Origin of the sequence: Rhizobium lentis, from assembly GCF_017352135.1 — a bacterium.
In the GTDB taxonomy this organism is placed as follows: Bacteria; Pseudomonadota; Alphaproteobacteria; order Rhizobiales; family Rhizobiaceae; genus Rhizobium; species Rhizobium lentis.
This window is the reverse complement of record NZ_CP071454.1, coordinates 3,859,970-3,881,370: the sequence shown is the minus strand read 5'-3', so window position 1 is coordinate 3,881,370 and position 21,401 is coordinate 3,859,970. Positions and strand designations below refer to the sequence as shown.

Annotated in this window: 25 protein-coding genes and 2 pseudogenes; 17 read left to right on the top strand and 10 right to left on the bottom strand. The window is 57.2% G+C overall.

Annotated features, from left to right (window positions below):
• Window position 1: 1 nt before the first annotated feature.
• The gene (locus tag J0663_RS18880; RefSeq protein ID WP_207241903.1) at window positions 2-1,147 is read left to right on the top strand and encodes an amino acid ABC transporter permease; all 1,146 of its coding nucleotides are present in this window, start codon (window positions 2-4) and stop codon (window positions 1,145-1,147) included.
• 17 nt (window positions 1,148-1,164) lie between these two features.
• Window positions 1,165-1,938 (top strand): amino acid ABC transporter ATP-binding protein, encoded by a 774-nt coding sequence (locus J0663_RS18875; RefSeq protein ID WP_038688615.1) that lies wholly within the window; start codon window positions 1,165-1,167, stop codon window positions 1,936-1,938.
• A gap of 61 nt (window positions 1,939-1,999) precedes the next feature.
• Here J0663_RS18875 and J0663_RS18870 read toward each other — a convergent pair whose 3' ends face one another.
• The gene (locus J0663_RS18870; protein WP_207241902.1) at window positions 2,000-2,557 is read right to left on the bottom strand and encodes a hypothetical protein; all 558 of its coding nucleotides are present in this window, start codon (window positions 2,555-2,557) and stop codon (window positions 2,000-2,002) included.
• A 352-nt stretch (window positions 2,558-2,909) separates the two neighbouring features.
• Here J0663_RS18870 and J0663_RS18865 point away from each other — a divergent pair, with 352 nt between their 5' ends.
• The 9 genes and pseudogenes from J0663_RS18865 to J0663_RS18825 all read left to right on the top strand — a co-directional run bounded on the left by J0663_RS18865 (window position 2,910) and on the right by J0663_RS18825 (window position 10,815).
• Complete coding sequence (locus J0663_RS18865; RefSeq protein WP_207241901.1) at window positions 2,910-3,347, top strand: DUF3597 domain-containing protein; 438 nt, start codon at window positions 2,910-2,912, stop codon at window positions 3,345-3,347.
• A 144-nt stretch (window positions 3,348-3,491) separates the two neighbouring features.
• On the top strand, window positions 3,492-3,806 hold the full coding sequence (locus J0663_RS18860; protein ID WP_207241900.1) for a hypothetical protein: 315 nt from the start codon (window positions 3,492-3,494) through the stop codon (window positions 3,804-3,806).
• Window positions 3,807-3,931: 125 nt separating this feature from the next.
• Window positions 3,932-4,264 (top strand): hypothetical protein, encoded by a 333-nt coding sequence (locus J0663_RS18855; RefSeq protein WP_207241899.1) that lies wholly within the window; start codon window positions 3,932-3,934, stop codon window positions 4,262-4,264.
• A 1,162-nt stretch (window positions 4,265-5,426) separates the two neighbouring features.
• Window positions 5,427-7,496 (top strand): choice-of-anchor Q domain-containing protein, encoded by a 2,070-nt coding sequence (locus J0663_RS18850; protein WP_207241898.1) that lies wholly within the window; start codon window positions 5,427-5,429, stop codon window positions 7,494-7,496.
• A gap of 213 nt (window positions 7,497-7,709) precedes the next feature.
• A pseudogene (locus tag J0663_RS18845) lies at window positions 7,710-7,903 on the top strand (integrase core domain-containing protein); the annotation flags it as partial.
• A 557-nt stretch (window positions 7,904-8,460) separates the two neighbouring features.
• Window positions 8,461-8,877, top strand: a complete 417-nt coding sequence (locus tag J0663_RS18840; RefSeq protein ID WP_246590316.1) for a hypothetical protein — start codon at window positions 8,461-8,463, stop codon at window positions 8,875-8,877.
• Between the two features lie 518 nt (window positions 8,878-9,395).
• The gene (locus J0663_RS18835) at window positions 9,396-9,686 is read left to right on the top strand and encodes a CopG family transcriptional regulator (RefSeq protein WP_207241897.1); all 291 of its coding nucleotides are present in this window, start codon (window positions 9,396-9,398) and stop codon (window positions 9,684-9,686) included.
• 141 nt (window positions 9,687-9,827) lie between these two features.
• The gene (locus J0663_RS18830) at window positions 9,828-10,034 is read left to right on the top strand and encodes a hypothetical protein (protein ID WP_207241896.1); all 207 of its coding nucleotides are present in this window, start codon (window positions 9,828-9,830) and stop codon (window positions 10,032-10,034) included.
• 79 nt (window positions 10,035-10,113) lie between these two features.
• Window positions 10,114-10,815: an Abi-alpha family protein gene (locus tag J0663_RS18825; protein WP_207241895.1), complete on the top strand. Its 702-nt coding sequence runs from the start codon at window positions 10,114-10,116 to the stop codon at window positions 10,813-10,815.
• Window positions 10,816-10,825: 10 nt separating this feature from the next.
• Here the strand turns inward: J0663_RS18825 and ligD are convergent, their stop codons facing one another.
• Window positions 10,826-11,878, bottom strand: a complete 1,053-nt coding sequence (ligD, locus tag J0663_RS18820; RefSeq protein ID WP_207241894.1) for a non-homologous end-joining DNA ligase — start codon at window positions 11,876-11,878, stop codon at window positions 10,826-10,828.
• Window positions 11,879-11,996: 118 nt separating this feature from the next.
• On the opposite strand from ligD, the gene J0663_RS18815 reads away from it, so the two are divergent.
• From J0663_RS18815 to J0663_RS18805, 4 genes and pseudogenes are all read left to right on the top strand, one after another.
• Window positions 11,997-12,230, top strand: coding sequence for a hypothetical protein (locus J0663_RS18815; RefSeq protein WP_207241893.1), 234 nt, complete (start codon window positions 11,997-11,999; stop codon window positions 12,228-12,230).
• Window positions 12,231-12,326: 96 nt separating this feature from the next.
• Window positions 12,327-12,605 carry a hypothetical protein gene (locus J0663_RS18810; protein WP_207241892.1) on the top strand — a complete coding sequence of 93 codons (279 nt, stop codon included), beginning with the start codon at window positions 12,327-12,329 and terminating at the stop codon, window positions 12,603-12,605.
• Between the two features lie 245 nt (window positions 12,606-12,850).
• A pseudogene (locus tag J0663_RS31300) lies at window positions 12,851-13,069 on the top strand (hypothetical protein).
• A 205-nt stretch (window positions 13,070-13,274) separates the two neighbouring features.
• A complete protein-coding gene (locus tag J0663_RS18805; RefSeq protein ID WP_207241891.1) occupies window positions 13,275-13,649 on the top strand; it encodes a thermonuclease family protein in 375 nt (124 codons plus the stop codon).
• A gap of 965 nt (window positions 13,650-14,614) precedes the next feature.
• Here J0663_RS18805 and J0663_RS18800 read toward each other — a convergent pair.
• From J0663_RS18800 to J0663_RS18775, 6 genes are all read right to left on the bottom strand, one after another.
• Window positions 14,615-14,938, bottom strand: coding sequence for a DUF1515 family protein (locus J0663_RS18800; protein WP_207241890.1), 324 nt, complete (start codon window positions 14,936-14,938; stop codon window positions 14,615-14,617).
• A gap of 63 nt (window positions 14,939-15,001) precedes the next feature.
• A complete protein-coding gene (locus tag J0663_RS18795) occupies window positions 15,002-15,226 on the bottom strand; it encodes a hypothetical protein (protein WP_207241889.1) in 225 nt (74 codons plus the stop codon).
• A 4-nt stretch (window positions 15,227-15,230) separates the two neighbouring features.
• Window positions 15,231-15,593, bottom strand: coding sequence for a hypothetical protein (locus tag J0663_RS18790; RefSeq protein ID WP_207241888.1), 363 nt, complete (start codon window positions 15,591-15,593; stop codon window positions 15,231-15,233).
• Entirely contained in the window at window positions 15,593-16,060 is a 468-nt protein-coding gene (locus J0663_RS18785; protein ID WP_207241887.1) for a lysozyme, read from the bottom strand. The genes J0663_RS18790 and J0663_RS18785 overlap by 1 nt, the downstream gene beginning before the upstream one ends.
• Window positions 16,035-16,292, bottom strand: coding sequence for a DUF7940 domain-containing protein (locus J0663_RS18780; RefSeq protein WP_207241886.1), 258 nt, complete (start codon window positions 16,290-16,292; stop codon window positions 16,035-16,037). Before J0663_RS18780 ends, J0663_RS18785 begins: the two co-directional genes overlap by 26 nt.
• A gap of 77 nt (window positions 16,293-16,369) precedes the next feature.
• Complete coding sequence (locus J0663_RS18775) at window positions 16,370-17,554, bottom strand: acyltransferase family protein (RefSeq protein WP_207241885.1); 1,185 nt, start codon at window positions 17,552-17,554, stop codon at window positions 16,370-16,372.
• A gap of 245 nt (window positions 17,555-17,799) precedes the next feature.
• Here J0663_RS18775 and J0663_RS18770 point away from each other — a divergent pair, with 245 nt between their 5' ends.
• The gene (locus tag J0663_RS18770) at window positions 17,800-17,994 is read left to right on the top strand and encodes a hypothetical protein (RefSeq protein WP_207241884.1); all 195 of its coding nucleotides are present in this window, start codon (window positions 17,800-17,802) and stop codon (window positions 17,992-17,994) included.
• On the opposite strand, the gene J0663_RS18765 is transcribed toward J0663_RS18770, so the two are convergent.
• Window positions 17,991-18,548 carry an acyltransferase gene (locus J0663_RS18765; protein WP_207241883.1) on the bottom strand — a complete coding sequence of 186 codons (558 nt, stop codon included), beginning with the start codon at window positions 18,546-18,548 and terminating at the stop codon, window positions 17,991-17,993. The genes J0663_RS18770 and J0663_RS18765 overlap by 4 nt on opposite strands.
• A 115-nt stretch (window positions 18,549-18,663) precedes the next feature.
• Between J0663_RS18765 and J0663_RS18760 the strand changes: the two genes are divergently transcribed.
• The gene (locus J0663_RS18760; protein WP_207241882.1) at window positions 18,664-18,930 is read left to right on the top strand and encodes a hypothetical protein; all 267 of its coding nucleotides are present in this window, start codon (window positions 18,664-18,666) and stop codon (window positions 18,928-18,930) included.
• Here J0663_RS18760 and J0663_RS18755 read toward each other — a convergent pair.
• Window positions 18,927-21,401: a hypothetical protein gene (locus tag J0663_RS18755; RefSeq protein WP_207241881.1), complete on the bottom strand. Its 2,475-nt coding sequence runs from the start codon at window positions 21,399-21,401 to the stop codon at window positions 18,927-18,929. The genes J0663_RS18760 and J0663_RS18755 overlap by 4 nt on opposite strands.

The following is a 21,401-nucleotide window of genomic DNA, read 5'->3' as shown; positions in this document are numbered from 1 at the left end:
GATGAGCAACAGTTTCGTCAGAACCGCCATACTGGCGCCGGAGCCGCCGCCTTCAGGAGAGAAAGGCGCGGTCGCGTGGATCCGTCGCAACCTGCTTGCGACGCCAAAGGACATCATTCTCACCCTTGTGGCGGTGACCTTTATCGTCTGGGCTCTTCTCCACGCGATCGATTGGCTCTTCGTGCAGGCGGTTTGGAGCGGTCCGGACCGCACCTTCTGCGCCACCGCCGTCCAGGGCGGCATCCAGCCAGATGGTTGGAATGGCGCCTGCTGGGCTTTCGTCAACGCCAAATTCGACCAGTTCATTTTTGGACGTTATCCGCTCGACGAGCGCTGGCGGCCGACGCTGGTCGGCATTCTTTTCGTACTCCTGTTGGTGCCGATGCTTATTCCTTCGGCACCACGCAAGGGTTTGAACGCCCTCCTGCTCTTCGGCGTGCTTCCCATCGTTTCCTTCTTTCTGCTTTACGGCGGATTTGGCCTGGAAATCGTCGAGACCCCACTCTGGGGCGGGCTGCTGGTGACGCTGGTACTCTCTTTCGTCGGGATCGCCGTCTCCTTCCCGCTCGGCATCATCCTGGCGCTCGGAAGGCGCTCACGGATGCCGGTCATCCGCACATTCTGCGTCATCTTCATCGAAGTCGTCCGGGGCGTGCCGCTGATTACGGTCCTGTTCATGGCGAGCGTCATGCTGCCGCTCTTTCTGCCGGCTGGCTGGACGGTGGACAAGCTTTTGCGCGCGATCATCGGGGTATCGATCTTCGCCTCCGCTTATATGGCGGAAGTCATCCGTGGCGGCCTGCAGGCTATTCCCAAGGGCCAGTTCGAGGGGGCGGATTCGCTCGGGCTGGGCTACTGGCAGAAGATGCGGCTGGTCATCATGCCGCAGGCGATCAAACTGGTGATCCCTGGCATCGTCAATACCTTCATCGGCATGTTCAAGGACACGTCGCTTGTGTCGATCATCAGCATGTTCGATCTTCTCGGCATCGTTCGCCTGAACTTCGTCGATCCGAACTGGGCAACCGCAGTAACACCGCTAACGGGACTGATATTCGCCGGCTTCGCCTTCTGGCTTTTCTGCTTCGGCATGTCGCGCTATTCAGCCTTCATCGAACGTCACCTCGACACCGGCCACAAACGATAAGAATGAGGGAAAACAATATGGCTGAAGCTCCAGCTAAGAAGCTCACCGTTTCCGCAACGGAAGTGGCGATCGAAATCATCAACATGAACAAGTGGTACGGCGATTTCCATGTGCTGCGCGACATCAACCTGAAGGTCATGCGCGGCGAGCGCATCGTCATCGCCGGCCCGTCGGGTTCGGGCAAATCGACGATGATCCGCTGCATCAATCGCCTGGAAGAGCATCAGAAGGGCCAGATCATCGTCGACGGCACCGAGCTCACCAACGATCTGAAGAAGATCGATGAAGTCAGGCGCGAAGTCGGCATGGTGTTCCAGCACTTCAACCTCTTCCCACACCTGACGATCCTCGAAAACTGCACGCTGGCGCCGATCTGGGTGCGCAAGATGCCGAAGAAGCAGGCAGAAGAGATCGCCATGCATTTCTTGAAGCGCGTCAAGATCCCGGAACAAGCCAACAAATATCCGGGCCAACTCTCCGGCGGCCAGCAGCAGCGCGTGGCGATTGCCCGGTCGCTCTGCATGAACCCGAAGATCATGCTGTTCGACGAGCCGACCTCGGCGCTCGACCCCGAAATGATCAAGGAAGTGCTCGACACCATGGTGGGGCTTGCCGAGGAAGGCATGACCATGCTCTGCGTCACCCACGAAATGGGCTTTGCCCGCCAGGTCGCCAACCGCGTCATCTTCATGGATCAGGGCCAGATCGTCGAGCAGAACTCGCCGGCCGAGTTCTTCGACAATCCGCAGCACGAACGCACCAAGCTGTTCCTCAGCCAGATCCTGCACTAAGGGCGCTAGGCTAGACGTTTAAAGACCCGCCGCGCTCCTCCGGTTCGGCGGGTCTTTCGTTTCACCGGGAGGCAGACGCCTGCAACAGACTGCAGAGACCCGCGAGACCGGAATCGGAACCACCTGATCCGGAAATATCGGCGCAACGGACAAGCATTTTGCGTCGCTGGTCGGCAGGCATGTTGCGGAAGGCCTCAAGGGTACGGATCTCAGCCGCATCGGTGGCGCCGTCACGCGTCGTTGCTGCATCGCTTCTTCCGTTCACACGGCCAATGGCAAGCTTGGCGTTGACGCCGCCGCCAATCGAAACTGCGGCGTCGGCATCAACCCCGTCGGAACCGCTGACGTGTGCATTGAGATCGGCATTGACGCCGCGGCCGCCGCCGGCATCGGCGGCTGCATCGGCGCTGACCCCGTTCGAGCCGCCAAGGGATGCGTTGGCCGCTGCATCCATGCCGCTTCCTCCACCGAACGAAGCGCCGGCATCGGCACTGCCGGCATCGCCGGTATTCACCGAAACGCCGACATCGATCGCGCGTGCTTGGCCTATCGGCATGGCAAGGACTGCATACGCAGATGCAAGCAGGGCAACCGGTAGTCTAAGTTGGAAATAGGTCATGATCTTCCTCCGTTTCCTGTGCCGAACGGTCAGGTCCGACAGCTGAAAATCGAGGAACGCGCGTGCCTTCGATCGATTGGAGACCTGCTGTCCAGGACATCCATGCGAAACCAACGTGACCGATTGGCGAAGGTTTCCTCTCGTTGCGCTGCGAGACGGCTCCATGGCCGAGAATTATGTCTTATCGTTATCGCCGCATTAGCGGCCCGCGGGGCGATTGTACCAGAAGCGGTTATGTCGAATTTTCGTTCTTGATCGAAGGGACAAAAATAAACCTTCGCCCTTCTGGATATGTCCATCGGGAATTCCATGTTTCAGCATATTCTCATTTAATGGCAGTGGAGGTTGACGAATGGGCATTTTCGATAAGATCAAACATGCAATCTTCGGAGAAGCGGAAGCTGCCGAACCCGTTACCGGGAGCGCGCCGAAGACAGAACCGGCACAAGCGCCTGTCACACCGTCGGCCGTTCCCAGTCCAGCGCCTGCGGCCTCTTCCGCTCAGAGCAATCCGGCCACGACCCCAGCCATGACGGTCGATATCGTGCCTATCCTCGACGCTGCCGCGAAGAAGAGCGGTCAAAAACTCGATTGGCGTCACTCGATCGTCGATCTGATGAAAGCAGTTGGGATGGACGCGAGCCTGGCTGAGCGCAAGGAACTTGCCGCCGAACTCGGCTATACCGGCGATACCAACGATTCCGCGAAAATGAATATGTGGCTGCATAAGGCGCTGATGAAGCGGCTTTCGGAAAATGGCGGCAGGGTGCCGGCCGATCTCCTGGATTGATCCCAATTGGTTGCTGACGAATGACTGCCGCCAATTTTGCAGCGGCAGCCATCCGGCCACGCATAAGCACCTTGCCCGCAGGCGCCGGAATCAATAACGTCCCGGCAGATGACTACGATTATCGAGCTGGGGAGAGTAAATTCAATGCGATTGATGGCAGTTGTTGGTCTTGTGCTTAGCTTCGGCTGTATTTCAGCTGCAGAATCCCCTTCGAATTATCAATCCTACCATGGCAGCATACGGGTCGATACCGATCCAGTCCTCCTGGCCAAATACGACAAAGCACTTCGGTGGTGTGTTCCGGAAGCAGGTTCCTTGCGACGCGGCTCGCCGGACCCGCGCAGCCTCTATTACAACACGGCGCTCAGAAATTGCCTCTACCGACGCGGCTTCGTCGACAGGGGCGTCTACGCCTACCCAATCCCTGAGGTTTATTTCGACCATTTCCTGGATCGCTGAGAACCGCTCTCCAGCCGACGACAAACAATTCCTAACCTGCGCGATTTCACGCAAAGGCTTTCGCGCGCCGGGCGAATCGAAATAACACCAGACGCCGATCAGTGATTAATTAGGGGATTATTCAAATGCGCGCTCATACCGCAACAATAATGATTGCCATGGGACTACTAACCGCCTGCGTCCCATCCCGTCAGGACTATGATGCTTACGTCACATTGCTTCAGGGCAGCTCAAGGGCGAGAAATGAAGTGGTGAACGATTGCGCCAAGGGATTTGATGCAAATGGCCGCCGCGGCGCCGGACTTGTGACAAACGTCTCGGACAAGGACGCTCCGAGGGTTGCATGCGAGCGATTTGTTGCAGCCTTGGTTTCCGGCCGCATTACCTATGACGATGTCGTGGACGTTAAACAACACCGCTTTACTCCGAAGATCATCAAGATTTTCCAAGGCCGTTAAAACAGATCGCTCGTCGGCTTGCGGTCTGGCACTTGCAAGCCGTCGGCGACCGGTTCGGCACACGGCCGTCATTCATGCCTTAAGTGCGCTTCGTAACCGTTGCAGGGTCGTCTCGACGACAGCCCTGGCAAAGTCGATCCTCTCCCAGACGGCTGATACTGCAGTCTTATCGCATCGCGTCGTCGTTGCAATCCACCAACAGGCGGATCTCCAGTCCCCATCCCTTTACTGCGACCGGGCACCTCATAGATCTACGGCGACCGCCGATATGCTTCCTCGCACGCGGCGAGCAAAACTAGGGCTCCTGAGGGCAGCCCCTTTCTAAGATGAAAACGGTGCATGCATCCTGCACACCAGATCGATCCACGCCGAGTCAGCTGGCGGAGCAAGCTCGATTTCATAGAGAGGGATCACGCGACTACCGATCTAAGCGCCATCGCTGCGAGCTCTCGCGCCGGGATGCCTATCGAGCCAACCGCTCGGCAACGGGTTGAGTGGCAAGCATTGACCGGGTGATGCGAGCGCTGCAATTCGTGCTGCGATATTCGCCTGTTCTGCGGATGAATGGGCCGTGGTTCAGCGCCGCTTGAGTGAATGTCGGTGCGCTTCTTTGCGGCATGCTTGCGGCAACGTTCCGAGTACCCGGATCGCTGAATCGGGCTGCGAAAACGAAAGCATTACCTCATCGCCGATCCGTTTCATCGCGGGCTTATTGTGAAATTCGAGGTGCAGGCGATTCGACGGTTTTGCCACCCTACCCTCTCGATTAGGGTCATTTATTTAGGCGATTCTGCCCAAAATTATTAATTTCGGAAAAAAATGTCGATTCCGCACTTCGCAGCAGGGAACCGCTCACTTCAGCTGGTTTTTCTAATGTTTTCAATGGGAGCATATCGCAGCGGTTGCAGAAAGAATAATTCGCGGCATACGAGACATAAATACTGCCCCAATTTGGGCAATTCGAATTTCACCAAGTATTTCAAACTGTAACTTCGGATACATTTGGATAATGTGGCAGCAATATGGCTATTATTCTCAAGCACTTACTGTCGCGTTGCTGTTGCGCCCTTCAGAACGTCGTCTTATAACCCCTCGCCGTAACCACTGATTAACTAAAATTAGCAGTTGGTTAAATACGACGCTAAGGTTGAGGAACAAGACCATGACGACATACTACGTAGCTTCGAGCAGCAGCGGCGGCGGTAACGGCAGTGCCACGTCTCCTTTTCAAACGATCAGCGAGGCAATGGCGGCCGACCTTAAGCCCGGCGACGAGGTCGTGGTGCGGCCGGGGACCTACAACGAGAGCATCAACATCGATAAGGACGGCTCGGCGGCAGGCGACATCACGCTCCGCTCCGAAGTGCCTGGCGCAGCACTGATCCGGCCGCCCGCCGGCTCCTACACCGCCATCAGCGTCAACGCCAACTACGTGACAATAGACGGCTTCGACATCAAGGGCGGCAACGGTGACGGCATCGAAGGGAACAACGTCCATCACGTCTCGATTCTTAACAACAAGGTGCACGACAGTGGGGAGTCGGGCATTCAGTTCAACTATTCGGACTTCGTCAAGGTCATAGGCAACGAGACCTACAACAATGCATCGTCGGGCTGGTACTCGGGCATCTCGCTCTACGAGAACAGGAACATCACCGGCGACACTTCGACGACCGGCTACCGGAATATCGTGCAGAACAACATCTCGCACAACAACGTCACCAAGACGGGTGCGCACACCGATGGCAACGGCATCATCATCGACGATTTCCAGAGCACGCAGACGAGCGGTCATCCGAACTACACGTTCAAGACCCTGGTCGACAACAACCTTGTCTATGAGAACGGCGGTAAAGGCATCCAGGTTGCCTGGAGCGACTCCGTCACGGTGCAAAACAACACCGCATACCACAACAATCAGGACCCGCTGAACGACGGCACATGGCGCGGCGAACTCAGCAACGCGCAGTCGAGCAACAACACCTGGGTCAACAACATCGCCGTAGCGGACCCGTCGGTGAACAGCAACAACACTGCGATCGATAACACGTCGTACGGCGGCTATACCAATAGCAACGTCGTCTGGGCCAACAACAACACCTACAACGGCACGGCCGGCCAGGACTCGGTCAGGACCGATGGTGGTAACGCGATGCCGACCGCGGCGAACGGCAACAAGCTTGGCGTCGATCCGAAATTCCTCGGCGCATCGAGCGACGACTTCCACCTCGGCTCCGGCTCGCCGGCGATCGACGGCGGAACCGCCAAGTACGGCCTCGGCTCGGTCGATCTGGACGGCGACGCTCGCGTCGTTGGAACTGTCGATATGGGTGCCTACGAATCAGGCTCCAGCCCGGTATCCGGAGCGCCGACCACGCCGACCCAACCGACAGCGCCAACCGCGCCGACGCAACCGACAACGCCAACCACGCCGACGGAGCCGACAACGCCAACAGCGCCAACGGAGCCGACAGCGCCAACAGCGCCGACGCAACCAACAACGCCAACCACGTCGACGAAGGTATACACCGGTACCGACGGCAACGACATCCTGCCGCACACCGGTCAGTCCAACGGCGGCAACGAGACCTTCAAGGGTCTCACCGGAAATGACCTATTGAAGGGCGGCGCCGGCGCGGATGTGCTCGACGGCGGCTATGGCCGCGACACGGCCAGCTATGAGGGCTCCGGCGCCGTCAAGGTGAACTTGGCCACTGGGGCCGCATCTGGCGGGCAAGCCACGGGTGACAAGTTCGTCAGCATCGAAAGCCTGACTGGCTCCAGCTACAACGACGTGCTGACCGGCGATAGTGGCCGCAACGGTCTCCATGGCGGAGCCGGCGCGGACGTCATCACTGGTGGTGCCGGAAGGGACTACATGAGCGGTGGCACCAGCTCGGATACATTTGTCTTCAAAACGGCGATGGACACAGGGTCAGGCTGGGACCGCGACATCATCACCGACTTCCAGAAGGGTGTCGATAAGATCGACGTCTCGGCGATTGATGCGAATGGCTCTGCGCAGGGCGATGGAACCTTCCATTTCCAGGCGCAGGAGAATGCCTTGTTCGACAAGAAGGCTGGCGCCCTCGCTTGGCACTATCAAGACAACACTGGATCCGATCACGATATTACCGTTGTCCAGGCCGACCTGAACGGCGATGGTGTGCATGACTTCGAGATTCAGCTGAAGGGCCTCGTCCACCTGGGGGCAGGCGATTTTCTTCTGTAACAATGTCAGTTGCGGCGGTCGTCCGACCGCCGCAACTGCTAACAATTCAGAAATATGACAATGGCGGGTAAAACCCGCCACACGGCGCGCACTTCGGCTGCAGCGCGTGGATGAGCAAGCTGAAAGGGCGTCGCCCGAGCGGCGATCCCATCCGCGCGCTGCGTTTTTTGCGATGCGTGTCAGCCGGCCTTTCGATCGCGGCTTTGCCGTTATCTCGCGGTCCGGTGGCTCCGGCTCGGCATAGAAATCGAACGCATCAAGCGAGGCGATCCGCAGCAGAACGGCCGCCACGAACGCATGCATCTCACACTCAAGCTGGAACCACCAAGCCGGCCGGCGCCAATTTCCTGCAGCAACAGGCGCGCTTTGACGACTTCGTCGAAGAATTCAACACAGAGCGGCCACACCCTTTCGGCGCAAAAGTGTTACCTATGTCTCGGGAATAAACGTAACCTACGTGTCCAGAATGGACCCCTTGAATTGTGGCGACCCCTGCAGGAATGCCATAAACGGCAATTTGTCCTGTAATTTCAATGAAAATATTCGAAGTTGAGGGGTGATTTGTCGACATTGATTCCATTACGGATTTTACCTCCCGCCCCTCAACATCTAAGGTCCGGCGCAATGATGGCCGGCGTAGCCGATTGCGTTACCTCTGAAGGTAACGACCATTGCATTGGAGGGTCCGATGACACCGCCAGCGACCGCGCAAAGGCTGTCGCCATGGGCAGGTAACTTCGTCCTGAGGCTGCGTTAAGGATACATCAAAAATGCAATTTGACGTAGAGCCGAATTCTGCCATGTTTGCTCCGGGTAACTGAGGGGTTGCCCGATATGGAGTTCAATCGCTCGGCACACCGAAGCAGTTGACTCGCGAAAGAGGTTGGGGCGGATCTTCATGAAACTACCTATATTGCTCGCGCTGGCTGCCGGCGCTCTGTCATCGTGTGCGGCGTCAAGCTCGATGCGCACAGCTCAGAACGAAATCATCATCAAGACACGGGCGGCGCCGATCTGCGGCGACACGGGCGCTATGAAGGTGGCAGCAAAGCAAGCTGCGATCGAGACAATCAAGGCGGGCTATGACCGCTATATCATCGTGGGCCAGGCGGGCGCAGATACAACTCGTGTTGTTCAGATGCCTGGTTCTTACACGACGACCGGAACGGCAACGGTCTATGGCAACACGGGGTACTACAGCGGCAATACGGTGTACAATCCCGGCCCAACCTTCGTGACTGGCGGGCACAATCAGGATCTTGCCGTTCGCATGTTTAAGGACGGGGAGCCCGGAAGCCAGAACGCGCTTTCTGCAAGAGATACGCTCGGGCCAAAATGGGCGCTGATTGTCCGAGACGGCATCAACACATGCGCGGGATAGCATCGGAGTAGGATTTGCGCACTTTTGCTGTTTGGCTGTTCTACATCTGCCTCGACTTGGCAATTGCGTCTTGTGCCACCTTGCTGAACGATAAGCAGCCGTCTCTGCCGTCCTTCGCTGCTCTTGCCGTTTTATGGCTCTTGCCACTCGCAATAGGCGTTCTATGGCTCTTAAAATTCTGGCTGGCGTATTGGCTCTTCTGGAGAACGAGGATGACCCGCACAAGGCCGAGATGTACAAATTCAAATTCCCGACCAGCCGCGGACACTACTTGGAACGAGTACCTTTATTTCGTGTTGACGGATTCGGCCAGTGATCAAAAGACGGTGATGAAAGCCGGATTTTTCTCCGGCGAAATCGAGGGCTTTAGAACGACACGCCCATACACGATGTTCCTCGCTGCTCAGTCCTGCCTCGAACACGCAATGAATGAATACCAGGCGCCTCCATCGAAGAGCGGACTTTTTAAAGGTACAAACAACACGAGCAGTGACGTTTTTTAGGAGCACTGGCGTACTATGACCAAGCCCGACACCGCTACCCTGCTAGAAGACGCCGCCAGTCGGATAGACGAAATTCCCACGCGGGATTTGCAGATCATGCTGCGCCGCGCCGCCCTGCTGGTGCGCAACGCCGGCTCGATCGCTCTCGACGACGACATTGAAGAGGCCCTACGGAATGTCTCGAGCGAGTTGGTGCTGACGCGCGACGACGCTATCAGGTATATCGTCCGGGAGTGGATGGAGCAAAACACCTATCTGCCGGTGCACGAGCTGGACGAAGAAGGGGACGTCGATGGGAGCGCCTAATGGGCGCTATGGAATCTTATTGACATCGGTGCGGCACCCTAGCACTGCTTAGGAAGGCGAAAACTGCAATTTTGAGCTTTGAATAAACTGCGGATGCAAAAAGCCCATAGCGCGCGGAGCATCCAAGCAATAGGATTAATGATGAAGCTTCTAGAGACCGCAATACGAGCGATAATCGACGATCATCTGAAAAAACAGACCGGCGAAATCTATCGAAAACTCTACGGGAATCGCGATATCTACGGAAGCGGCGAGCTTAGAAAGCTCGCCGAAACGGAAATCGATAGTTTGTCTAATTTGCAGCTACTGGAACTACTTGATCGTTTGTTTGACAAGCAATCGGGTTGAGTGAAGAACCGTGGTCTAGGATTTCCATCTTTCAATTGTTCTCGCCTGCAAAAAGGGCAAATTTGAAACTGAGGTTCACATGAGCGGGGACAAAACCCTCGAGATGGGCGCGAAGGCCGCTGAAGAGATCGCCAAGACAGCCGCAGTATACCAGCCTACCATTCACGATGCGGTTGCCTTCTTGCAGCGGCTGATAGCGCCAGTCGAACAGGGTGCTGGCCTTCTGGCCGACTATATCAAAGGGCGTCGTCTGGAACTCGCCATCAAGCAGGAAGCGCGTATCCGCGAACTAATGCGGGAACGGGGCGTATCCAGCATAAAGCCGATGGCTCTTTCGACAGCTGTCCCTCTCATCGAAGCTGCCACGCTAGAAGAGGATGACGATATGGCTCGCATGTTCGCCAACTTGATTGTTAGCCACATCAGCGATTCGGGAGATGGATATGTTCCGAAGCAATTTACCGACACTCTGAGACAAATGTCGCCTCTGGAGGCGGCCATTTTGAAGGCAATGGGAAGCGCTCCGGATCGGGCTGTGAATGAATCCGGCATGATGTACACCGCCTCCCTACCGCACTCCTATCTGGATGCTCCAGGACCTAAAGATAAGGATGTCCCAGAGCCAAATAGATCCATTTCACTCGCGTTGGCGTCTCTACGCCAATCAGGCTGCATTGAAGGCGCTTTGGCTTGGGGCGGATTTACGTTGCTGAGCCAGGCCAGAGTTACAGAGTATGGCCGAGCGTTTCTTGATGCTGTATCGCCAAGTTCGTCGAAGTAAACGCCGCCTATCACGCAAATTCGTACACTTCAGCACTGTCCTGATGCTCCCGCAATCCCTTGTATGACGGGTGGCGCAGCTTTCCATCATGCGTCCAGGCACGATATTCGATCTCGGCGACGAGTTTCGGTTTAATCCAGATCAGATTCTTGCGCTGGCCGGTATACGTCACTGTAGGTGCCGACACCTTGATCTTGTCCATCGCAGCGCGAAGCTCCAATGCCTGGCTTGCTTTAAAGCCAGTTCCGACCGATCCGACATAGACCAGCTGGCCCTCTCTGCGCGCGGCCAGGAGAAGCGCGCCGATATTCCCGAACGCCGAGCTTGACCGCTGATAGCCAACGATCGCAAAGCCGTCGCTCTGAATGCATTTGATCTTCAGCCACTCGCCGCCTCGGCCGCTGCGATAGGTGCTGTTCCGATCTTTCGCTATGATGCCTTCGAGCCCATGCTCGCATGCAATGCGCAGAAGCGTTTCACCATCCGCCTCGATCTCCTCGGATAGACGGATCGCCTCCTCCCCGCCGGCCGGGACTATCCCCTCGAGGAGATGGCGCCGCGCGGTAAACTCCGTCTCGGTGAGGTCACGACCATCGAGATAGAGGAGGTCGAAGACCATACAGACGGATTCCCACGATGTCCGTTTTCCGCCGCGGCCGCCGAGCGATTGCTGAAGTCTGCCGAAGTCAGACCGGCCCTGCTCATCAAATACGACAGCCTCGCCGTCCAGTATCGCCGTTGAAACAGGGAGGCGTTTCGCCTGGGCCACGATGGCGGGGAAGCGGTCGGTCCAGTCATGGCCGCCACGGGTCAGGATCCTGACGCCCTTGTGTTCGATATGAATGGCTAGGCGATAACCGTCCCATTTGACTTCAAACGCCCACTGCCGCCCTTTCGGCGGTCGCGGCTTTAGCAGCGCCAAGCATGGATCGATGCGCGGCGGCATCGGGTCGAGAAGAAGTTGAGATTGGGCGGGATCGCGCCGCCGGCGCGGCCGACTGCGGAGCGGGGCATCCGCATCACCCAGCAGCGGCTGGGAAGGCTTGCGTGGCGGCTTCGTCATGCCGGCACTTCACCAGCAACGTCTTAAAAAGCAATTGACCCAGATTGATTAGATTGCGCCGGGACACCAGTTGCATCCACGCGCTTGACCTTTGTGCCCGCCGCCCCATCATCGGTGGATGAGCTATATTTCAGGTCCCACCCTACCCGAAGGCGATCCAGACCGGTTCGTAAAGTGCCAATACGAACTTCAGTTCGCATTCAGAGACATGGTCGACGCTGCCATTGCGGCCGGCTGGAAGCCAGGAGAGGTGCTCACGGCAATCATAGAACTCGCCGACAACCACGCGCTGATGCTGGCGGAGAACGCCGAAGTCGATCAGATCATAGCGGCACTAAAAAGTGGCTATTGACTCACTCTATCATGAGAACATATTAGCAACATCGCTCGGGCGGAGCATTCAAACAACAGTGCGGCGGAAAGGACCTCGAAAGGGGAATGATGACGTATGGCCGAAACAATCGGCGAGGCAATGGACGCAGGATGGGATGTCACCGCCAGATGCGCATGGGGAAGACGAGAGGGGCTGAAGAGCGTACGCGAATGCCTTTGGAAGCACAGACTGGATCTCGTCACCCTGGTGGCGACGAGAGGGCGCGATTTTCCGCTTGCGATGCTTTCGCAGCGCATGCGCTGTCCGGTCTGCGGCAGCCGCCGCGTGGCGATTGCCTACCTGCCGAAGAGCGCGCCGAGGGCTGAAACCATGCCGCGGGGGCCAAAATGGTAAGATTTTTGGAGGTGCCGAATTGGGACCCGGGCTACGTCAACACGACGCCGCAACACATCGCCATCATGGCCGAATGTACAGCCTGCGGCGATAGGCGCGAATTCTCTATGGATCGGCTGCCGGCGAGCCTTCATTATGCGCAGATAAAGGAAGTCGAGAGACGCCTAAAATGCTCGTTGTGTGGCGCTAAGGCCGGAAAGCTGCGGTTCGGCAGCTTTGTGCCGGATTAGCAGGGAGGCGACAATTTGAGTATCGAAGGGCATTCATCGGCACCTGGCGCTAATGTGATCATCTAGCATTATTGCGAAGAGCCCGGCTGCAAGGAATGGGGAGGCTTCGGCAATAGCCCCTCGAAGGCTATCCCGGTTCGATGGTGGTGTTGGGAGCACTTTCCGCACAAGACGTATGAGCAGGAACGGGCCCTGCGACGAAAACTCGAGGCGGCAGAGAACCATCTAAAGTGATGAACGACAACGCGATCCCGCGCTTTGACAGATGCCGCCACTGCGGCCGCCGGCCGATGACGGCGTACGGTGCCGTATCGGTCATTTCATGCCGATGCGGCGAGAGAATCGCAGTAGAAACGCCCCCGTTTTTCCGCGACGCAGCCACTCAGCGTGAGCACGAGGCTTGGCGAACGGCAGCCGCATGGAACAAGGTAGATTCCCAATGATTGCCGGACTGATCTTATGCGCCTCGCTCACAGCCGTCGACGGCGACACTGTCAAATGCGACGGGCTGAATATGCGACTGCTGGGAGAAGGTGTTCCGTTCGTCTCGGGCATCGACACGCCGGAGATCGGATCGCACGCGAAGTGCCTCAAGGAACGGAAGCTGGCGCTGCTCGCCAAGGGCAGGCTGAAAGAGCTTTTGGCTGAAAAGGGATTGAGGGTCGTCTTCAGCGGCGCGGTGGACAGGACGCCGTCGCACCGACCGCTGGTGAATATTTACCGAGCCAACGGCCGGGAAATCGGAAAGACGCTGCTCAGTGAAGGATTTGCGCGCGCCTGGAGCCCCATGCAGCGGAACGATTGGTGCGATTGAATTAGTTAGCTGGCCGCTCAGCGCACAGGAGACGAGTTGCTCAGGGTTTAGCAAACAGTCGCCGAGCGGCTCATCAAACAGTACTAAATAATGTTTTCTTTCTCTAGTTGATTTTCGCTCGGTTCAAGATTGTCCAATTGGCTCCAATTAACAGCTACGCAATATAGACATTTAGTACTACTTTTATTGCGAGAAAGAAAATATTGTGCAAAATAGTTGCGCAGCGCACAAGTGGCGCAAAAAACAAAACACCCCACGTTCCTGACCCCGCTCCTGCGGGGATTTCTTCTTAGAGGCAAATCCTGGAGGCTAGTTGAACTTTCTTTCACTCGCCGCGTTTACTACTCGGATGTTAAGCTATGCACATCCGCAATTCCCTATACGCACACTAACCCCGCGAGAATGCGGGGCTTTTTTTGTCTGGCATCGTACAGGAACCGGACTACCAACCACTGCGCCCGATTGTCCGACTTAAGTCCCTCTTTTTCTCGGTAAGAGTCGAGCTAGATTTTCCTTATCCTTGTCGAGAGGACGCCAGGGAGGTTTTAGTAATGTTGCTGTATCCAGTCAGAACCTCCCTGGCGAAGTAAATAACGACTTCCTTGAGTGCTCAATGAAAAGATGAAGCGAGTTCAACTATGTGCAACGCCGTAGTGGAACCTAGCCGGTCCCTCTTTCGTTGAAGTAATAGGAAAGCACGGGTGTTCCTCCTGTGCGATCCGTGTTGCAATACTTGCCCCGTTTCGGCGGGGCTTTTTTTCAGCATCGTACCGGAACCACATGGGGACAACCAGGTTAACTCACCGGATCGCGGGAGAGAGGTAATAACTTCGGATCGCACCCGCCTTTCACCTGGCGATCCACCCCATCCCGGAGTTGGGTCGTGCGGAGGCAAGTTTCCGGTCTGCTCCCAAAGCGACAGTCCGCGCGACCCGGCGCCTTTAAAGTTTCCGCACGCCGAGGGTTTACCGGCTCGTTGCCCACGATAGAAGCGGCGCTCCGAACTTCGTGAGAAGAAATGTCATGGCAGAGGCCCCTATTCCCACGATCGCCAGGGCGCCGATGCCCCGCTGTCTCCACATCTTCACATCGTCGGTGATGGGCTTCATCTCGTCGATGTCCTCTTTGACGGTTGCGGTGGTCGTTTCGACCTTGCTCACCCGATCGACGATCTCGTCCATGCGACGATGCATTGATGCCCGACTGACGTCCGCTTTCTCTTCGGACCGTCGGACCCCCTCGAGGATCATATCGACCTTCGCCGTAAGCATGCCGATCTCGCGATGCATGGTTCCATCTTCCGTTGGTGCCAATTCCCCGCCCCTTCAAATGCGCATTTCGATGCTGGTGTTTCAACGAACGCTGAACTTGGTCCTGATGTCGTCATAGAACAGCTGCCATCGCCCGACGCGGGCGTTGGCGCGATCCAGCGCCTGCCGCTCGCGAGCGAGGATAGAGATCACCGGTTGCCCCTCGGCGACCGGCGCGTGTGGCTCTTGCTTCCGAAGATCGTCTGGAAGCGGCGGAAGACGAACACCCGCCTGCGCCTGTCCTTTCGCGGCAGCCGCATTGTTCAAGCGCTCAGTGGCGGAGCAGCCAGTCACGATCAGCAGCAGTGACAGCGCAAGCGCGATTCTTTTCGGAGAGTTGAAGCTCATAGGATCTGATCTCGTTTTCGAGGGTGTCTTTGGCGGCTTGCTCCGAAGCTTCTGCCGCCGCGAGGCGCTTGCGGTGCTCTTCGGTAGCCTGGGCGGCGGCGTTGCGCTGGCGCTCCATCTCTGCGGCCTTGGCTTCTGCTGTCGTCTTCTCGGCAAGGAGGACGTAGCCGGCCCGCGCCTCGCGAGCGGCCGAAGGGTAGCCGATCGCGACGGCATAGACGTGATAGAGCATCAGGCCGGCAGCCACGCCGGCGCCGAGCTTGAGATAATCGAGGATCCCGAACATCAGACCGGAATCCCATTGAGGCAAAGGGCGCGCTCTGCGGTGCGCCTCTTGGTCAGTCCAGGAAGACGGATGCCCGCCGCGCGATCCCACTTCGGCAGCTCATTGCATGCTCCGACGACATCGCCAGAGTTCAGCTTGCGCGTCAGTGTGGATTTGCAGAAGGCGCCGGTGCCGACGTTGTAGGTAAAGGAAAGAAAAGCGACATAGGCGCCGGCGGGAACTTTGTCGGGCTGCTTCATGCATGCACGCATGCCGGTTTCGAATTCCTTCAGGCTGTCGCCCAGCATGTCCTTGCATTGTGCCACGGTGTAGCTGTCGCCCATCTTCACGCCCCGCGTTTCGCCGAAGCAGACGGTCGGAATGCCTATCGGGTCTCGATATGCGACGGTGCGCAACCCCTCAAAGGTGCTGACGACGGCGATGCATGCGGCAGCGATCGCGCTACCCTTCTTCAGGCGGCTTGCCATTGGCTAGGTCTCCAGAGACTTTTTGTTGGACGAATATGCGAGCGATGATTGCCGCAACCGCAAGGAGGCCAGTGATCGCCGACATGGCGAGCTGGATGTAGATATTGCGAGATACCCAGGTCGCAGCGACGAAGTTGTAGATCGGCTCAAGGATTATGAAGAGGAACGCCAAGGCCATCAGGCGCACCGACCAGGCGCGCCTGAGCACCTCGCGCCAATTGTGCACGAGCATGGTGATCTCCGGATTGTGAACTAGGCAACGAAAAAGGCGGCTCCGAAGAACCGCCTCAACAAATCTAGACTGCGGACTTAAACCGCTTTCTGCGCCATGCGCATATTCTGGTCAGGATCAACAAGCCTATTGGGCGGATAGATCCGATCACGAAGCCTGAATATCGGCTGCTCGATGTACCGATAGGACAAAGCAGCCAAGAGCAGAGTTACTGCCGTAAATACGCAAAGCTCCATGGTGCCGCGAAACCCGAGCTTTATGCCGAAGATTGGCTCAAGCAGACGCGGCGTCACGACGAAATAGAACGTGTAGTTCACGACCTGATGATAGACATAGGCGCCGTAGCTGCGCTTGCCGATGAACACCAGGATGCGGTTTTCCAACACCCTTGCCGCGGTCGCCGCCTTGCCGATGGCCAAGAAGAATATCAGCGCTGAGGCAATCATGTAGACCGGTACGTCTGCAAGCACCTTGCCAACGAAACTGCTTCGAAACTCCGCTTGGCCAACGCTAATGTCCGTCATTGACAGCAGACACAGCCCCGCGATGCCGACCACTAAGATCGCAGTAAAACAATGCTTGGCCGCAGGCGATATTCGACCCATAGACGTTATGATGGCAACTGCCGAGCCGGCCGCCAGGGAATCCAGGTTCCCCAGGGTAACAAGAACACTCGCCTGACCAATATCGACATACCAGGCGAAGCCGCGCCAGCCGATCGCAATGGCAAGCGCCCCCAATAGTGCAAGAACCCAGACTTTCGGCCGGAAAAACACGACTATCGGTGCCCAGAAAATATAGAACTGCTCTTCAACCGCCAGTGACCACCACGGGGCAGCTGGCCCATAACTTCCGATGTCGTTTCGGAGCAACGCATTCGCAAGGTTTTGCACGAAGAAGATGTGATAAATTACGTCTTCGCGAACAGTGTCATTCAGACCTATGCCGATAACAAACACGAGCGCCAGATAATAGATGGGTTGGATGCGGAAGAACCGGCGGCCATAGAACCCCCTAAGGATCTGCCATCCACCAAACTCACGCCTTCTCCGGGCTAAGTCGATAAGAATTCGTGTGATCAGGAAACCGCTGATCACAAAAAATATTAGAAGACCGCTTCGCCCCCATTCCAGAATCAGCGATGCGAGTGGCGCCCAGTGGGCGAACAAAACCAGAAGCAGCGAGATTGCTCTAAGCCCATCCAGCCCTGGAATGCGCACGCGAAGTGACGTATCCCGATCACGATTTGAAACTGCATCCAACGCCCAATCCCCTGCTTCTCGGCGGGGATAGCGCAATCCAGCCGAGATTAAAAGTCTCCCTTCTACGTGATGTTGTTGAGTTTAGATGCCTGATGCCACCTCTAACGCGCCGATGCGAATTTTGGAGCGGTGATACGGCTCGTGGAATAGACTCCGAATTGTGGATATGGCAAAGCAAACCGAACGAAAACGCTGGTCACTGCCTTCTGAGTGATTAATGGCCGGCCCGATCAGGAGAAAGAGCAATGGCTGTCGATGTCATCGAGCAAATGGCAAAGGCCATTCACAAGGTCAGGCTTCACAAGAATGTAGGCTTGACGTCAACCTGGCGGGACTACGTCGACGAAGCCAGGGCCGCTTATGAGGCTCTGGAGCAAACCAAAGGCAAGAGCCGTTACAGCATTGACGACTATGATCCCGCCGCGCACGAGCCGATTTAGTCCCGGTACTTGACCACTCTTGCAGGCGAACCCACGGCGATCGCATAGTCTGGAATATCTGCAGTGACAACGGAATTGGCTCCGATCACCGCGCCGGTGCCAATCCTGACGTTCATCAATATTTTGGCACCAGCGCCGATCCAGACGTCATTTCCAATCTCGACGAAACCAATTTCCGCCTTTTGAAGCCTGATCGGCGTGTCGCGACGCATCCCGTGGCTGTGGTCGATGATCTGCACATCAGAGCCGATCAAAACATCGCTGCCGATAGATATGCGATTCTTCGCCGTGATGATGTTGCGCCGACCGACCACAGTGTTGTTGCCTATGAAGACCTTGGGCTCCGGCATCGTCAGTTGAAAGAACGCCTCGTCCTGGATTGTCACTCCAGAGCCGACTTTCAGGACCGCATGCTTCACCATACGGAACTCTGCGCTGCGCTTTACCACGAGGTCGTCACCAGCCTCCGTGAAATAGCGGAGGCGCTTGTAGGCGGATGTGATCCGCTGAATGATCCCGCCCCGGTTTCGGTATGATGCTTTGTCGGTCTTCATGGCAGCCCCCTACTACGAACCATTCCGCATGGGAAGTAGAAGCGATTCGCACCGCGGTTGGAATTCCCCTTCTGAAGTGATAGCGTCGGCGCCTGACAACCGAGCGTTACATGCTATGATCAATGAGCTTCTCAATCGAGCTGCATACCTCGTCGACGCCGTCCCAAGGCGGCTGATCGGCATCCTGTTTCCAGAGACGCCGAAGCCAGAGGATTATTACTGGTCGAAATACGATCCTATCTTCGGGCATCCCAAGGTGCGCCTGATCGACGGCACTTGGTCCCGAAACGGCCAGATGTGGCGGCGGCGGAACGCAAGCGGCGAATGGGAATATCGGCAAGATCCAGAAACGGCCGAAGAGGCCATGGATCGGGTGATTTAATTGTTGTAGGCCCACAGCCCGCCGCTGCTGGCGATATTGTTCTTTGCCGTGAACACGCCGCCAGAAGTTACCGCCGGCGCGGCCGTCAAGTCAGTTCTGATGTAAGCGTTCATCAACGCCATCTTAGAGGTGGCGTCTAGCGTGATGTCGCCACCAATCTGACCACCATTCCATTGAATGCCGACAGAGTTGATGATCTGAATTGCGCCGTGCCCGGCCCCCGCCTGATTGCCGAGCGCGATGCAGCCATTGAACACCTCGCCGAGCGTGATGTCAGAAGCGCTGAGCGCATAATTTGAATGGTTCATCTGACAATTGTTGAACTCGCCATGCGCCTGGTTGCTGCCGGCAGCGAGGCTCACGCACACTGAGTTGAAGTTCATCTTGCCGTTGGCAAACATGATGTTTCCGCTCTCGACCCTGACCGCGAAAGCGCAGTTATCGATCGAGAAGTCGGTCACATGATCGTATTCCGCCACGTTGGTGTAGCGGATGCCGTGATAGCAGCTCTTAGCGCGAATTCCCCGAATGAGACCCTTATGCTGCCAGCTGCCGGCGCTGAGCTCGGCATACAGACCAGAGCCATTGATATTCTCGAACTCGATCGCGCCGTCGATCGTATAGCGATCACAGCCGGACAGCTTGATCCCTTTCTGGCCAGTGTCGGCCAGTGATCCGGGATAGCCCGTGTACGGCGTTGCATCGCCTACAAAGCGAAACATGCCGCGCAGCATCCAGTTTGACTTGCCGGTCATGTCGAGGATTGCGATGTCGGCCGTGGTGCTGATCGTAACAGGCCCATTGCTCTCGATCTCGACGTTATCGACGCCAGTCAGCGAGCTTGTGACGACATAGCTGCCTGCCTCAACGATGAGACGCCTTCCGCTCGCCGCGGTGATTGCATCCTGGAGCGTCGGATAGTCAGCGGAGAGGACCGCAGAGCCGATCCCTCTGCCCGATGATGCAGAAGACGCTACTTTGAAGATCGCTGCTCCGCGGTCGTCAGTCCATTCGTGAAGCGTGAGATACAGCGAGCCGGACGACCCGGCACGGTGACGAACTTGACCGGAGGTATTCGTCCGCTTGTTCAGTTCACCCGCAGCGAACCCGCTGGCCACCTGGATGTGGCCGACGTTGATGCCCCCGGGCTGGCTGGCCCCCGGCGTCGGATCGTTCATGAGCGGCGAGGTCACGAGAGCGCCCGAGGTCAAGGTCGCCGAGGTGAATGACGCCTCCAACCTCACGTCGACCTCGATGCCGGTCGGCACACCGGAAAGAGTGAATAGTGCACCACTCGTGGTAACGGCAATCGCCGAGCCAGAGTTTTGCACGACGGGATCGTAAAGGATGTGCTTGTCGCCGCGCTGGATAACACGACGCAGTGCACCTGCCATTCTCACACGCGATCCAATCCGGCGGTATTTCGTATAGCCAGCAGGGTAGTTTGGCGCAGCTGTCGGGTTGAGGCTCTGCGAAAAGCCGATGATCGCGTTAGAACCGTTGGAGCATGCGAAGATGTGCCAGGTGCCATCGGCAATTGCGCTGTCGAAGCGGCCGCCGCTGCCTGTGCCGTAGGCGACGTCGAGCTGCCGGGTAACGGATGTCCACACCATCAGAACCGGGGTGGTGTCGTCGGACGCCGCCACGCCGGCCGCGATGTCCAGGTCATTGACCACATCGGTGACGTTGTTGCTGATCTCGCCGCCGTAGAGATAACCGCGCAGGATCGTCCCGCCCTCGAGCGCGACCTCAGCCCAATGCTTCGCGGAATAGGTCGTTGATCCGTCGCCGCCGGCTGGAATGGAGACCGGAACGCCGAAATCGTTGTTGGCCCACTCCTTCGCACCGTTGCGCGCGCCGATCGCCGCTGTCATCGCAGCTTCTGCCTCGGCGACGATAGCCGTATCGACCTGGTCTGTGATCAGCCGGAATGTTGCACCGATGATCGTTCCGAGCACTCGCATCCCCGCCAGCAGGCCGCCGGTTGCGATATCATTGCCCGTGTTGGACTTTATCGTCAGCGGATCTCCGCCATTGAAGGAAACTGTCACCGGAGAAGCGTCGTTCGCCTCCAGAATGTCGAGTACGATCATCGCCGACGTGGAGACAGGGATACCGCTCACCGCCTCGATAGCGTTCGGCTCGCCTTCGGCCGTCGCAGTCGCCGCGATAAACGAGTAAGGGAGATCTGCAAACCGCACCCACGAACCGGTTCCGGATGCGCCGATCTTCCGATAGATGCCATTGTTTTCGGCAACAGGGTCTCCATTCACCCACGCGAGCGTAAATGCGGGGTGGTTCAGATCAGCGTTCAACGCCGCCAGCGAGAGGAAAGAGATCGTCGAACCAGAGGACAGAGAAGTGATAGTGGTCTCGACCCAATAGCCCCACGCCCTGATCAAGGCCTTGTCAGGCTCATAAGGGCTCGAAGACGGGCCATCCGCCCAGATAGTGAGAGCGCTTTCGGGCAT